Annotated in this window: 9 protein-coding genes and 1 pseudogene; 2 read left to right on the top strand and 8 right to left on the bottom strand. The window is 70.6% G+C overall.

What is annotated here, in order from left to right; genetic code table 11:
• Positions 1-13: 13 nt before the first annotated feature.
• From KY469_15975 to KY469_15985, 3 genes are all read right to left on the bottom strand, one after another.
• Entirely contained in the window at positions 14-4096 is a 4083-nt protein-coding gene (locus tag KY469_15975; protein ID MBW3664599.1) for a cell wall-binding repeat-containing protein, read from the bottom strand.
• A gap of 98 nt (positions 4097-4194) precedes the next feature.
• Positions 4195-4809, bottom strand: a complete 615-nt coding sequence (locus KY469_15980; protein ID MBW3664600.1) for a response regulator transcription factor — start codon at positions 4807-4809, stop codon at positions 4195-4197.
• A 224-nt stretch (positions 4810-5033) separates the two neighbouring features.
• Positions 5034-7163, bottom strand: coding sequence for a GAF domain-containing protein (locus tag KY469_15985; GenBank protein ID MBW3664601.1), 2130 nt, complete (start codon positions 7161-7163; stop codon positions 5034-5036).
• 614 nt (positions 7164-7777) lie between these two features.
• Between KY469_15985 and KY469_15990 the strand changes: the two genes are divergently transcribed.
• Complete coding sequence (locus tag KY469_15990) at positions 7778-8524, top strand: RNA polymerase sigma factor (GenBank protein MBW3664602.1); 747 nt, start codon at positions 7778-7780, stop codon at positions 8522-8524.
• Positions 8525-8766: 242 nt separating this feature from the next.
• Positions 8767-9933 carry an RNA polymerase sigma factor gene (locus KY469_15995; protein MBW3664603.1) on the top strand — a complete coding sequence of 389 codons (1167 nt, stop codon included), beginning with the start codon at positions 8767-8769 and terminating at the stop codon, positions 9931-9933.
• An 11-nt stretch (positions 9934-9944) separates the two neighbouring features.
• Here KY469_15995 and KY469_16000 read toward each other — a convergent pair whose 3' ends face one another.
• The 5 genes and pseudogenes from KY469_16000 to KY469_16020 all read right to left on the bottom strand — a co-directional run.
• Positions 9945-10235, bottom strand: a complete 291-nt coding sequence (locus KY469_16000) for a hypothetical protein (GenBank protein ID MBW3664604.1) — start codon at positions 10233-10235, stop codon at positions 9945-9947.
• A 253-nt stretch (positions 10236-10488) separates the two neighbouring features.
• Positions 10489-11340, bottom strand: coding sequence for a hypothetical protein (locus tag KY469_16005; protein ID MBW3664605.1), 852 nt, complete (start codon positions 11338-11340; stop codon positions 10489-10491).
• 9 nt (positions 11341-11349) lie between these two features.
• The gene (locus tag KY469_16010) at positions 11350-12177 is read right to left on the bottom strand and encodes a Dam family site-specific DNA-(adenine-N6)-methyltransferase (protein ID MBW3664606.1); all 828 of its coding nucleotides are present in this window, start codon (positions 12175-12177) and stop codon (positions 11350-11352) included.
• A 183-nt stretch (positions 12178-12360) separates the two neighbouring features.
• Positions 12361-13533 (bottom strand): annotated as a pseudogene (gene moeB, locus KY469_16015) (molybdopterin-synthase adenylyltransferase MoeB).
• A 126-nt stretch (positions 13534-13659) separates the two neighbouring features.
• Positions 13660-14147 (bottom strand): SCP2 sterol-binding domain-containing protein (locus KY469_16020; protein ID MBW3664607.1); only part of this gene is annotated, 488 nt, incomplete at its 5' end.

The following is a 14147-nucleotide window of genomic DNA, read 5'->3' on the forward strand; positions in this document are numbered from 1 at the left end:
GATGGGGCTCGGCTCAGCCGCCGCCCAGGGCCGTGGCGAGCTGCTGGCGGACGGCCTCGGACACCGCGACCGGCCCCCCGACGATCACGGCGCCGCCGAGCCGTTCGCGGTGAGCACGCAGGAACGCGCTCACCTCGGGCGCCGTGGCGAGGTGATCGCTCGGGACGAGCACGATCACGCCTCCGAGCTGGGCGGCGAGCGCGCCGGCCGTGAGCCCGTCGGGGAAGTCCTCCCCGGTGGCGAACACGACCGGGATGCGGCCCGGCCCATGGCGGGCGAGGGCCTCCTCGGCGACCGCCACGGAGGTGCCGTAGCGCGTCGACCCTTCCAGGCGGGTGACGGCGTGGCCCGATGCGCGCAACGCCGCGACGACGTCGGAGGAGACCGCCGCGGGACCGCCCAGCAGCTGCACCTCGCGTGCGCCGAGAGCGCGTAGCTCGCCGGCGGTGACGCCCGGCAGGCCGTTGCCGTGCGTCAGCAGCGTCGGTAGCTGCGCCGGTGTCGCCGCCAGCGACCCTGCCGACAGCGCGTCCGGCCAGGCACGGTCCGGCACGGTGTGGACGCCGAGGGCGAGCGACACGTCGCCGTTCGGGGGCAGGCCGATCGAGCGCGCCGCCAACGCCGCGGTCTCGAACCGGTCACGCCCGGCGACGCGCACGACGTCGAGCCCAGCCTCGCGGAGCTGGCGTTCGACCACCGTGGAGATGGCCATGGGACCGCCCATGATCCAGACCTGCGACACCTCGAGGCGTCGAAGCTCGCTCAGGACGGCCTCCGGGAGCGCATCGACGTCCGTCAGGAGCAGCGGCCCCTCGAGCCCGTGTGCGATGGCTGCGGCGGCGAGTGCGTCGGGGTAGTTGCGGGCCGTGGCCAGCACAGCAGCGTCGGCACGGATCCAGTGGTCGCGTGAGACGGCGATCGCCGTGCTGATGCGGTCGAGCCCGGCCGAGCGCTGGGGCAGGGGCGCACCGGAGCCGGTCGTACCGCCCGTGGTGTCGCCTGTCGTCCCCCCGGTCGTGTCGCCCGTGGTCCCACCAGTGGTGGCGTCGCCGGTCGTTCCGTCGGTGCCGTCGCCGGTAGAGCCACCCGTGGATCCGCCGGTGGTCCCGCCACCATCGCCGTCGTCGTCGCGGATGGTGACGGTCGCGACGTCGTCGACGAGCTCGCCGAACCGCGGTCGCGACAGCCGGACCTCGAACGTGTGGTCACCCTCGTCGAACGTGTCGCCGATGACGGGGACGATGATCGTGCCCGGGACGGTGAGCCTGCCCGACGTCGCCTCGAAGTCCGCGCCCTCGATCGCGGTCACGCCGTGGGTGGAGTAGTCGACCGTCACCTCGTGTGTCGAGGGCTCGTCCAGGGTCACCTCCAGACGAGCGTCCGTGCGTCCACTGTCGCCCTCGACGACCTGGACATCCGCGATCCTGATCTCCTTGCCATCGTCGTTGACGATCGTGCCGATGCCCTCGCCGTCGAGCAGCGTCGCGGCGGTCGCGGTGGTCTCGGTGGCGGGTTCGCTCAGCGCGACCCTGAACCACTCGGTGGCCTCCGCGTGGTCGTCGCCGACGATCGACACCGGGACGGTCTTCGTCGCCTCGCCCGGTGCGAACGTGACGGTCCCGGCGTGGTGCACGAAGTCCACGTCGCCGAGGGGAGGATCCGCCGAATCTCCGCCGCGGGCGCCGTCGTCCTCGACCTCGCCGTTGCCGGTCGCGAAGGACACGGTGACGGTGTTGTTCCCGCCCTCCAGGAGGTGGACCTCGAAGTTCAGCGGGTGGGTCTCGTTCCCGTCGCGCTCGAGCGTGGAGGCGTCGCCGATGCGCAGGTGGGGGCCGTCGTCGTTGAGGATCGTGCCGGTCCCGCGACGCGCCTGGTCGGTGGTCTGCGTGTCCTCGGGGGTGGGGAGGTCGACGTTGCGGGCGCGCGTGAGCAGCAGCGCGAACGTCTCGTTGATCTCGGCCATGGCGTCGGCGGTGACGTCCACGGTGATGTCGGTGTGCCTCTGGCCCGCCGGGACGAACGGGGTCGTGGCCTCCGCGGTGTAGTCACCGGTGCCGCTGATGGCGGTCCCGTCGACGGTGCGGTACGCGATCGTGACGTCGGCGTCGGTCGCATCGGACAGCTCCACGCGGAACACCGTTTGGGCGGTGCCGCTGTCACCCTCCTGGACGCGGACGTCGGCGATGTCCAGGAGCGGGAAGTGGTCGTCGTCGGTGATGTCGCCCGAGCCGGTGGCGTTCCCGATCTTGCCGTAGCGCGCATCGGAGATCGTGACCTGAACGGTCTCGACGGCCTCGGTCTCGGCGTTGCCGCCCTCGTCCCGGTCGTCGGCGGCCACGAGCACCGTGATGGTCTGCTCGGTCACGCCCACCGGGAACGTGACTATGCCCTGTGCCGGGATGTAGTCACCGTCGATCGCGGTCGCCGTGCCGTCCACCGTGGTCCACGCCGCGGTCACGGTGCCGGTGTGCCCGCTACCGGTCAGGGTCACCGGGAAGCTCATCTGCGTGGTGCCGGTCCCGTCGCCCTCGTCGATGGCAGCCGGATCCTGCACGCTGAGGGTCGGGCCGTCGTCGCTGACGATCGTCGCCGTGCCGCGTGACGGCGAGCCGATGACGGCGTCAGCGCTCACCCCTGCGATGTCGGCGTGGAAGGTCTCGTGGTCCTCGGCGGCGGTGTCGTTGGTGATCGCCACCGGGAACTCGGTGCTCGTCTCTCCCGCCGGGATGGTGACCGTGGGGGTGGCCACGCTGTAGTCCCCGGAGGTGGTCGTGCCGTTGACGACCTGGAGGGTGACGTCGACGTCCTCGGTGGTGGGGCGGCCCAGGGTCACGGGGAAGCGGGCGGTGGCGCCCGCGCCCTCCGTCACCGTCCCCGCGTCGCCGATCCTGACCTGCGGCGGGCTGTCGGTGTCGACGATCGTGGCCGTCGCCGTGTCCTGCCCCAGCCGCACCCCCACCGGTCCGGTCAGCCGTACCTGGAACGTCTCGTCGCCCTCGACGGCGCCGTCCCCGAGGACCCGGACGTCGATCGAGGCCAACGTCCCGGTTCCGGGCGCCAGCTCCAGCTCCGTGGGTGGCACCGCGTCGAAGTCCTCGCCGGCCGTCGCGGTCACCGCGACGGTCTCGTACATCACCGTCGCAGGCGCCTCCAGCTCGCCGGCGACCGTGATGACGAACGTGGCGGTCGCCGCCTCCTCGCTGCCGGGCTCCACGGTCGGGTCAGGGTCCTGGTCGATGGACAGGATGGGCAGGTCGTCGTCCTGGATCGCTACCGTCGCCGTGTCGGTCGCCCCGACCGACGCCCCGCTCGCGGAGTTCGCGATCAGCTCGACGGTCACGTCCTCGGCGGCCTCGTCGAGGGTGTCGTCGATCAGCGGGACCTCGACCGCGGCCTTGGTCGAGCCACGCGGGATGGTCACCGTGCCGCGCGCCACGCGCGCGTAGTCGACCCCCGGCTGCGCGGCGTCGGCGCTGGCCGGATCCACCGTGCGCCAGTCGACGGTCATGACACGGTGGTCGTTGATGGCGTCGGCCTCGACCTCGAACGACACGACCGCATCGCCCTCGCTGGGCGGTGGTGACGCAGCGGGGTAGACCAGGGTCAGGGTGGGGTCGTCGTCGTCGATGATGCGACCCACGCCCGTTCTCACTCCGAGGCTCGTGGTCTGGACCAGCGTCGTCAGCTTGACCTCGAAGATCTCGTCGGCCTCGGGGTCGGTGTCGCCCCTGATGGGCACCAGGATCGGGTCCGGACTGGGCCGCACATCTCCGGCGTTGAACGTGAGCGTGCCGCTCTGGTGGAGGTAGTCGACACCCGGACCGGGGCTGCTGCCTCCAGTCGCGCTGCCGACATCCGCCGTCTGGTACTGCACCGTGACGGTCGTGTCGACGCGCTGTCGCAGCACGGCGCGGAACGCCATGAACTTGGTGCCGTCGTCGCCCTCGTGGATCGCCCCGCCGCCGATGTCCACGGTGGTGATGGGCAGTTGCGCGCTGGCGGGCACGGCCGGGAGCAGCGCGAGGACGAGCCCGGACACGAGCGTGGCTAAGAGCGCGGCCGACCCGCGCGCGTACCTCACCGCGTGCCGTGACACCCGATCGCCTCCATCTCGGCCTTCGCCCTCTACCTACTGGTACGGCTGAGGGGGCCCGACAGTTACGCGGGACCGGGCGGGAGCAGCCGATCGCCGCGTCACACGAGGCCCTCGCGCAGCACGATGGACGCGGCCTCGGCGCGGTCCTTGGCGCCGAGCTTCTGAAGCGCCCGGTGCACGTGCGATTTGACCGTGTTGAGCCCGATGCCCAGCTCGGTGGCGATCTCGCGGTTGGTGAACCCCGACGGCAGGTAGCTGACGACCCGCAACTCCTGGGTCGTCAGCCCGAAGGGGTGGGTCTGACGACGGGGCCGAGTGACGGCGAAGCGCACGACCGTGCTGGCGACACGCGGGTCGAGGAAGTGGTGGCCGGCCTCGAGCGCCTTCAGCGCCTGGATGAGCAGCGACGGGTCGGACTCCTTGACCACGAAGCCGCGCGCGCCGGCGTCGAGCCCGGACAGCAGGTCGTCGGTCGACGGGAGGCTGGAGACGAGCAGGGTGAGCACGCCACGGTCGCGCCGTCGCAGCTCGGCGCAGAGCTGCATCCCGCTCCGTCCGGGCAGTCGCATGTCGACCAGGACGCAGTCCGGCCGCGTCCGCTCGACCACGGCCAGCGCCTCCTCCGCGCTGCCGGCCTGACCGACGACGTCGAAGTCGGGCGAGTCGGAGATCACCGTGGCGAGCCCCTCGCGCACGATCGCGTGATCGTCCACGACCACGATCCTCACCGCTCGGCCTCCGTCCGACGCCGCCACGGGCGCGCCGCGACGCGATCCGATGGCTCTGATAAGGGATTACGGGCGAGAGCGCGGCCCGGTTACGCCGGTGCTGAGCTCTCACCCCGAAGTGGGGGTTAACACTCCCCTGGTCAGTCGGTGCGGCCTCCCCCGTCCGCCCCGACGAGCCTCCCCCACGGGGGCGCCCGCCGCTCGCCGGGTCAGCGTGGCTCCACGCCGACGCGGGCCTCGACGACGACGCCCCGAGGATGGCTGTTCTGGACGCGCACCGTCCCGCCGACGTCGTCCATCGCTCGGCGGAGGTTGCGTAGCCCGATGCCCTCGCTGCTGGACTCGGTCCGGGGGCCGAGCCCGAGCCCATCGTCGCGGATGCGCAGCACCACCTCGCCTTGCTCCTCCTCGAGGTGGATGCGGATCAGCGCGCAGCGGGCGTGGCGCCACGCGTTGATGAGCGCCTCGTGGGCGACGCGGTACAGCGCACGTTCGATGTCGGAGGGCAGGCGCTGCTGCTCGCTAGGCACGTCCACGAGCACCTGGATGCCACTGTCCGACGAGAACGAGGTCGCCAGCGAGCGCAGCGCCACCGGCAGCCCGCGGCGCGATGCGGGCAGGAACGACAGCGCCCGCACCGCCTGGTCGATCTCCCACTTGCCGCGGTCGGCGAGGCTGCCCAGCCGGACGAACCGCGACGACCAGTGGGAGTCGGACGGCAGCTCGCCGGCCGCCTGCCGCGACAGCAGGCCCATCGCGACGAACAGCTGGCCGACGGTGTCGTGCAGGTCGGCTCCGATGCGCTCGCGCTCGCCCGTCACCGCCTGGTCACGAGCGGACTCCTCGACGGCGGTGCGCAGCGCCCGCCGCGTGGCGACCTCAGCCACCCCGCGACCGACGATCTCCAGGAACGATCGCTCCTCGGCTGGCAGCGACTGCGGGCGGACCCGCAGCGCCCCGATGGTGCGGGCGCCGACGCGCATGGGGACCGCGAGCAGCCCGTCGTCGATCGCGACACACCCCAGCTCGCGCCTCCACGCGTCGCGCTCGGTCGCGGTGGCCGTCGCGGCGTTGAGGCGGTCGCGCAGGGGGCGCTTGCGCAGCGCGATGCTGTCGACCTCGATGCCGTGCTGGGCGAGCAGCTCGTTGAGCTTGGTCACCAGCCGTGGCGCGTCCGCCCGCTCGGTGATGGCGGTGGACAGGGCGTAGAGCACCTCGAGGCTGAGCAGCTGGCGTCGGAGCCGCGTGAGCAGCGAGGCGCGCTCGAGCGCCGCGGCCGCGATGGCCGCCAGGGTCAGCGCCGCGCGACGCTCCTCGCCCCGGAGTCGCTGGCCTTCGCGCAGGCCCAGCAGCACCGCCCCGCGCGCGTGGCCGGCGCCGGACGGCAGCGGCAGCACGACGTGGCTGACGTCCTCGGCGCTGCCCACGATGCCGCGCAGCCACTGGTCGGGACCGAACTCGACCGGGTCGGGCCGCTCGGTCCACGCCTCGGTCACACGCTCGCGGATGTGGTCGGGGACGAGTTCGAACGGGACCGGCGCGACCTCCTCACCCACCCCGCGCGTCGCCAGCGTGGTGATCTGCGTGTGCTCGAGGTCGAACAGGGCGATGGCGCAGGACTCCGCGCCGGTGAGGTCGAGGTAGGCGTCCACGAGGGCGCCCGCGGCCTGCTCGGGCTCCAGCGTCGAGACGAGGGCCGCTCCCCCGCGTGCGAGCGCCTCCTGCGCTCGGGCGCGCTGCTTGGTGCTCTCGTAGAGCCGGGCGTTGCGGACGGCGACCCCGGCGTACGCCCCGATGGCATCCAGGGTGACCAGTTCGTGCACGCCGAAGCTGCGCGCCTGGGCGTAGTCGACCGCCATGAGCCCGCACGGCGTGCCGGCGGCGCGCAGGGGAACGAGCACCGCCGAGCGCACGTCGAAGCGCTCGACCCACGACCGCGGGATGAGCTCGCTGGCGGCCGGATCCTCGACCGCCACGGAGTTCTCGGACGTCAGCAGCTCCCACACGGGCGAGCGCGGGGGAACCCGGATCGAGCCCATCCCCCGGAACGCCGCCCACAGGTCGCCGTCGCTGGCGGTGGCGATGGAGACGGCGGGGCGGAGCAGGTGGCCCTCCAGCAGGAACAGGCTGCAGCGGTCGGCAGCGACCGCCTCCCGCGCCATGTCGCCCAGGAGCCGCAGGACCTCGTCCAGTTCCAGCGTCGAGTTCAGGGCCAGCGCGACGCGGTGCAGCAGGTCGCCGCCGAGGTGGCCGGGCGGGCCGCCCTCGGACGAGGACGCCCGCCCGCCACCGCTGGGCATGCCGACCAGCCGCGCCCCGCCCACGATCGCCTCCTGCACCGGGGATCCGTGGAGATCCCCTACTCACTGGTACGGACGAACCCCCCAGGCCGTAACGCGGCTGGCGCAACTGTTCTGCTGGCGCACACCCGGGCTCGGCAGCGCGCGACCCGGATCGGGGGCCTGTGGCGCGTTGCGGCGAGTCCGCCGGTGTGCGCTGTGCGGTGTTCGGCTCCTGCTGAGCGCACGTTCAGGCATCGGTTCTCGACCGTTTCCGCGCACCTTTCCGTCCATCGTTCGGGGGAAGCAGTCACCCGGCTATTGGGGTGAGTTCTCATCCTCTATTCGGGGTGATAACTCACCCCTTCTTCGGTCGGAACTCACCCTCTCGAGTGGCTGACGGGGGCCGGAAGATGCGGGGCTCGCTCGCGCGAACCGGCGCGTATACCACTGTAGGGACCGGTCTAGGCCATCTTCGCCCCGAGCCGAGAGGCCTGTAGTGCTACGAAGCACAGGCGGCCGCCGTATCCACATCACCGAGAACCGGATGAAAGGCCGAGCTATCGATCCGGGGGTTCTCCAGCACTAGTTGGGTGCGTAACTTCCCGAATGGAAGCGACGTTGACCCCGATGATCGGCCGCATGGCCGTCACCGGGGTCGGGAGGCAGCACCGATGACCGCACTCGCCATAGCCCCAGACGGCAGGGGGCACGTCGCGGACGGTGCACTGGCCCGAGCCCACCTCGCGGGTCAGCCGGAGGCGTTCGCGCGCCTGTACGAGCGCTTCTTCGCACGCCTCGTCGCGCTCTGCGTCCGACACGTCGTCGACACCGCGGCCGCCGAGGACCTCGCCCAGGAGACGCTGATGCGGGCACTGGAGGCGCTGGGCGACTTCGACCCCGACTGCCCGATGTGGCCCTGGCTGAAGCGGATCGCGACGAACCTGGCGATCGATCACGTCCGCAAGGACCGCCGGAGCATGCAGTGCGGGCTGCTCGACGAGGAGGAGCTGACCGACTACCTGGGGATGGTCGACGACACGCCACCGCAGGCGGACGATTTCACCGACGAACTCGCGGAGCGATGGCTCATCGAGTCGATCCTCGTCGAGGTACCCGTCCGTCAGGCGGCCGCGCTCGAACTGTGCTACCTCGGCGGTTGGGCACATCGGGGGGCCGCGGACCTCCTCGGGTTGGGCGACAACGCGTTCAAACAGTTGCTGTTCCGCGCGCGCCGGACGATGGCCGACGAGTACGTCCGCCGGAGGGGCCCCTGCCCCTCGCATCCGAGCCGTACCCGAGATCGGTCGGGGGAGTTCTCACCCCCATTTCGGGGTGAGGGCCCACCTCCGACGATGCGTCCCGGTAGTGGCCACGAGCCCTCGCGGGCCGCAGCCGATCGCTACCAGGTCGTGGCCTGAACGCCGTTCCGACCCCGTTCCGGGGCGATCGCGCGGCCGGCACGCGCGGTGGTTCGTCGACGGGGGGGTCAGTCACGCCCCCGGTCCACGAACACCCCCCGGGTGACAACCTCCCCCATCGCCGGGAGGATGTCCGCCGGGGCGTGGCGAATCTAATGCCAGCGGGAGGGCGCCTCCGGGGACACCTCGCCAGCGAGCAGGGACCGTCTCCGGCGCGACAGCCCCCTTCAGGGGAGCCGGACATGGACACGCAGACCAGGACCGGACCGAGCACCGGCAACACCTCCGAGGACGGCGCGCTCGTGCGTGCGGCGCTGGGCGGCGACAAGTCGGCCATGGACCTCCTCATCGAGCGGCACCGCCCTCGCTTGGTGGCCTTCTGCCGCCGACGCACCCGCGACCGCGACCTGGCGGAGGACCTGGCGCAGGAGGTCCTGCTCCGGGCGCTCGCGCACCTGGAGTCGTTCGATACCCGGCGGGCGATGTGGCCGTGGCTCAAGCACATCGCGGCGAACCTCGCGATCGACCACGAGCGCAAGCACTGCCGCGAGACGGTCGGGCTGCCCGACGCGGAGGCCGAGGCCGAGGTCGAGGTCGAGGTCGACCCGCTCGCGGCGATCGACGAGCGCTGCCTCGTCGACGAGGCGTTGAAGGACGTGCCGGCACGCCAGGTTGCCGCGCTGGAGCTGTACTACTTCGAGGACTGGAGCGCGACCGAGGCCGCGGCGTTCTTCGACACCAACCGCCGAGCCATGCAGCAGCTACTGCACCGCGCCCGCAACTCGTTCAAGGTCGCCTACGAGCACACCGGAGGTCGCGTCGCCGGCGGGTTCGCGCTGCCGTTCGGGGCGCGGATCCGTGAGCTAGTGGACCGCGCTCGAGCGAGGGTCGGGGCGTGGGAGGCGTCGTTGCAGACGGCTGGCGCCCCCTTCAGCGCCGCGACCGCCGGCATCGTCGCGGCCGCGACGCTGACGACCGCAGGCATGCTCCCCCAGCCACCTGCCGCTCCAGCCCACCCGTCGATCGACAGCCCGTCCTACGCCCTCGCCGCACAGCACACCGCCGTGGTCGACCACGTGTTATCCGCAGGACCCCAAGAGGTTGCCTACACCGATCGGCTCGCCGCCGCGTCCACCCTCGCGTCCTCGGACGACCCGACGGAGCCGGAGACCGTGCACCGCTTCTCGTTCACCGCTCCCGACGGGGCGGTTCTCGGCGACCCCACCGACGCCGACGCGGACGTCGAGCGTGACGAGCACAGGCGCAGCCTCAACTACCAGTTCGAGCGCCGCCTCCCCGCGGGACCTGGGGACACCGTGCGCGACGACGCCAACGTCGTCACGGTGTACTGCGAGGGAACCGGCGCGACGGCGTGTGACGCCGTTGATGGACTACCGGACCAGCCCTGAGTCTGCGTCGATCACGAGATCAGACAGAAGATGTTGGGGTTGAACGGGTCGGGGACATGGGCTCCGACGTCCCAGTAGAGGATGGGAGCAACGTCCGGGCCGAGTGGGCCAGCGCTAACGACGCTCGAGCAGCTCGTGAGGCACACCCAGTTCGTCAGGCCGACTGGACCGAAGCCGAGAACCTCGACCCAAGCCATCACGCAGAGACCACTCGGCGTCTCCTCGCTCTGCTCGTCCGCACGCGCGACACCCGGGGCGGCGAACAGCATCGCCGCAACGAGCGCTGCTACGGCTACGCGCATCCGTGTCCGTGATCGAGCGACCATCGTCGTTCCTTCCGGTGGGGGTACGGCACGCCTGCACTCATCGAGGACAACGACGCGTGCCGTCACTGGTCACATACGCCGATTGGCCCCCGTGCCGTCAAGGCCTCGACCATCCGGGTGGAGGGGTCCTCAACCCACCTCAGACCAGTTCTTCCCCCGATCGATGGAGGAGCACGCGCTGATACACGTATGCCCATCGAACGGGAGCAGTTCGGTCGTTGAGGAAGACCTACGGCTGGAGGAGGCGCGATCTGATCGCAGCGTCGCGGAGCGCTGCCTTGAACAGCGCGAACTCCTTCAAGGTGAACATGCCGTCGATCTCTCGGCGGCGGACCATGTCGACGAGGCGGCTGAGGTCGCCGGCGCGACCCAGCCAGCCGACTCCGTCGACCACCGCGAAGATGTACTGGCCCGGCAGTCGCACGTTCGCGACGTTCTTGATCTCGTCGGACGCGGCCGTGAGCTTCGATCCGGTGGAATCGAACCCCTTCACGGGGATGGCGATCTGGGCGTCGGTCCCCCCGCCGGGGATGGCGAAGTCACATGGGGCAGATTCGCCGCCCCGGCCGCCGAACTGGGTACGCGCTGCGTACGGTAGCCCTAGCCCCTCGATGACCTCCTCGACCCGATCTTCGAGAGCGCGGCCAGCGGAGACGGCTCCGCCGGCTGTGGACCTCGAGCCGGCGCGAGCGATCAGGACGTCGGCCAAGGTGTAGGTCTCGCCGCGGAGCTGCTCGGCGCGGTCGACGATGCCGAACTCCTCGTCGAGCATGTCGATGATCGTCTCCGGTTCGGTCCGAGCCCGCGTCTTCCACGCTTCGGAGCCCGTGTGATGATGAAGCTGGCGCTTGAACCGCTCTCGGCCCAACCCGACGAGCAGCGCGAGATCCGGGGGCGAGTCAGGATGCCGGCGGATCAGCTCGCACAGGACTCCCCGAGTCACCTCGGGAACGGCCTCCAGCTCGCCGACGAGGACGCGGATCCTCGTCTCGGTCTCGAGGTCGACATCCGATACGGCCGGGGCGATCTGTGAGAGGAGGCTCTTGTACCCGTCGACATCCCCCTCACCAGCGACGGGCACGTCGGCCTCCTAGACAGGTGCCAGCGCGTCGTGATGGGGTAGATCGTAGTTGGCGACGACGAGGTCCATGCTCCCGCGGTCAGCCGACTGCAAGGTGATGTCGCGTCGGGTCGGCAGGACGTACATGGAGAACTCGGCGTAGAGCTCTCTGACCAGTTCCGTGTCGGAGTTGGTCAGGAGCCAGCGCACGCCGTTGCGGTCCAGCTCTGCACAGAGCTCCGCGAGATCGCGTTGATCGGCTGGGCCGAACTGGTCCGCGGTGTACCGGGTGAAGTCGCCCCACGCACGGTCGGGCACGTAGGGCGGGTCCAGGTACACCCAGTCCCCGGGTTCGGCCTTCAGGAGGATCTCGCGGAAGTCGTCGTTGCGGATGTCCGCGGCCTGCAGAGCGGTCGCTGCCAACAACATCCCGTCGCGGTCGTAGATGCGGCGCGTCTCGTAATTGCCCCAGGGCACGTTGAACTGTCCCGACCGATTGACGCGCCAGAGGCCGCGGAAGGCCATCTTGTTGAGGTAGAGCGTGCGTGCGGCGCGTTCGGTCCTCGTCAACGTGGTGGGATCCTGGCTCCGAACCGCGAGGTAGTGCTCCTTGTGCTTCGGATGGTTGTCCACAGCGACCATCACCGCTGCCGCATCGCGCGCCACCTCCTGGAGGCACACGATCAGGTCGACGTTCGCGTCGGCGAGGACCGCCCGGTCGGGTAGGGCAGCGAAGAAGACGGCAGCGCTACCGCAGAAGGGTTCGATGTACATCTCGAAGCCGCCCGGAGGCGCCAGAGCTGCCAGCGTCTCGGCCGTCCTCGTCTTGCCACCAGCCCACTTGAGGAAGCTCTTCATCGAGGTCCTTGTCCGCGGTGCAAGGGTAAGCGCCGGCTGTCCGGAGCCCTGACAAGCACTCCGAACCCACCTTCGGTACAGAGCTTCCCAGGTGGGTGTGACAGTCCTCCGAACGCCCCGTCGATGTACCGGTTCTGTCGGTTCTGACCGACAGGACCGGCACACGGAACGCGGTCGATCAGCTCAGTAGGTGGGGATGCTGTCGTCGACCTGGCGGGCGTAGGCGTTGATGCCGCCCCAGAGGTTGAACGCCTTGAAGCCCGCGCCCCGCATCAGCTCCGCCGACACGTGCGAGCGCGCCCCGCTCTTGCACACCAGCACGTACGTCTTGGTCGAGTCGAACTCCGACAGCCGCCCCGGGAGCTGCTCGCGCGGGATCAGCTCCGCCTCCTCGAGCCGGCTGATCTCCCACTCGTGAGGCTCGCGCACGTCGATGAGGACGACGTCATCACGGTCGCGGTAGTCCGCCGCGTACTCGTCGGGCAGCAGCTCGTGGTCCTCGGCAGCGCCGGCCTCCTCACGGTCGTGGGCCGGGACGCCGCAGAACTCCTCATAGTCGATGAGCTCGGTGACCGTCGGGTTCTCGCCGCACACCGGGCAGTCGGGATCCTTGTTGACCTTGACGTGCATCCAGCGCTGCTCGAGCGCGTCGTAGAGGCCGAGGCGCCCGATCATCGGTTCCCCGATGCCGGTGATGAGCTTGATGCCCTCGGTCGCCTGCGCCGAACCGATGGTCCCGCAGATGATCCCGAGCACGCCGCCCTCGGCGCAGTTGGGGACCATCCCGGGCGGTGGCGGCTCGGGGAACATGCAGCGGTAGCAGGGCCCCTCCTTGGCGTAGAACACCGAGAGCTGGCCCTCGAAGCGGAAAATCGAGCCGTACACGTTGGGCTTGCCGAGCAGCACGCAGGCATCGTTGACGAGGTAGCGGGTCGGGAAGTTGTCGGTGCCGTCGATGACCACGTCGTAGGGTTCGATGATCTCGAGCGCGTTGTCGGACGTCAGGTACGTGGGGTGCTTGACGACCTCGACGGCCGGGTTGATCTCGTTGATCGCCTCCTCGGCGGAGTCGAGCTTGTGCCTGCCGATGTTGGAGGTGCGGTGGATCACCTGACGCTGCAGGTTCGACGCGTCGACCACGTCGTTGTCGACGATCCCGATGGTCCCGACGCCGGCGGCGGCGAGGTACAGCGCCAGCGGCGAGCCGAGCCCGCCGGTGCCGACGAGCAGCACCCGGGCGGCCTTCAGCCGCTCCTGGCCCGCCATGCCCACCTCGGGGATGATGAGGTGGCGGCTGTAGCGGGCGATCTCCTGGCGCGTCAGTGGCTCACGGCGATCGACGATGGGTTCCAACGCGGACTCTCTGCGGTCGGGGTGTCGTTGCACACAAGGGTACGCCTACGAGTGTGAACGGCCCCAGCCGGGGGCGGCCCGTCGGGGCGGGGGAACCGTGCGTTGCGCCGCCGTCGGAACGCGTACGTCTCAGCTGGGGACCTCGAAGTAGCTCATGATGCGCGGGGCGAACATGAGGTCGCCCTGGATCTTGAGCTTGCCCGCCATGAACAGGGCCGGACCGTTGGCCTGGCCGCTGACGAGCTTGAGGAAGTCGAGCAGGCCGAGGCGGAGCGTGACGCGGGGGTCGTCGGCCTGTCCCGGGCTCGCGGTGCAGGACCCATCGCGGATCGTCACGACGTGGTGGTGCGCGTCGCCCTCGTCCGCGACCACGAACTGCATCACGGCTTCGACACCGCTGGCCTTGTCCGCAAGGAACCGCTCCTCGAAGCCCTTGAAGACCCGGCCCAGGACCTGGCCGGTACCCACCGTTCGGATGGCCTGGAGCACGTCCTCGTCGCTCGACGTCTTCATCATGTCGGCGAACTGGTCGGGGGTGATGTCGTCGAGTGCGCCGGGTTCGATGGCGGAGTCGTCGCTCACGTTCGGCTCCTTCAGCGTTGGGCGAGGGTGCGGCC

The sequence above is a fragment of the Actinomycetota bacterium genome, from assembly GCA_019347575.1.
Taxonomy (GTDB): domain Bacteria; phylum Actinomycetota; class Nitriliruptoria; order Nitriliruptorales; family Nitriliruptoraceae; genus JAHWKY01.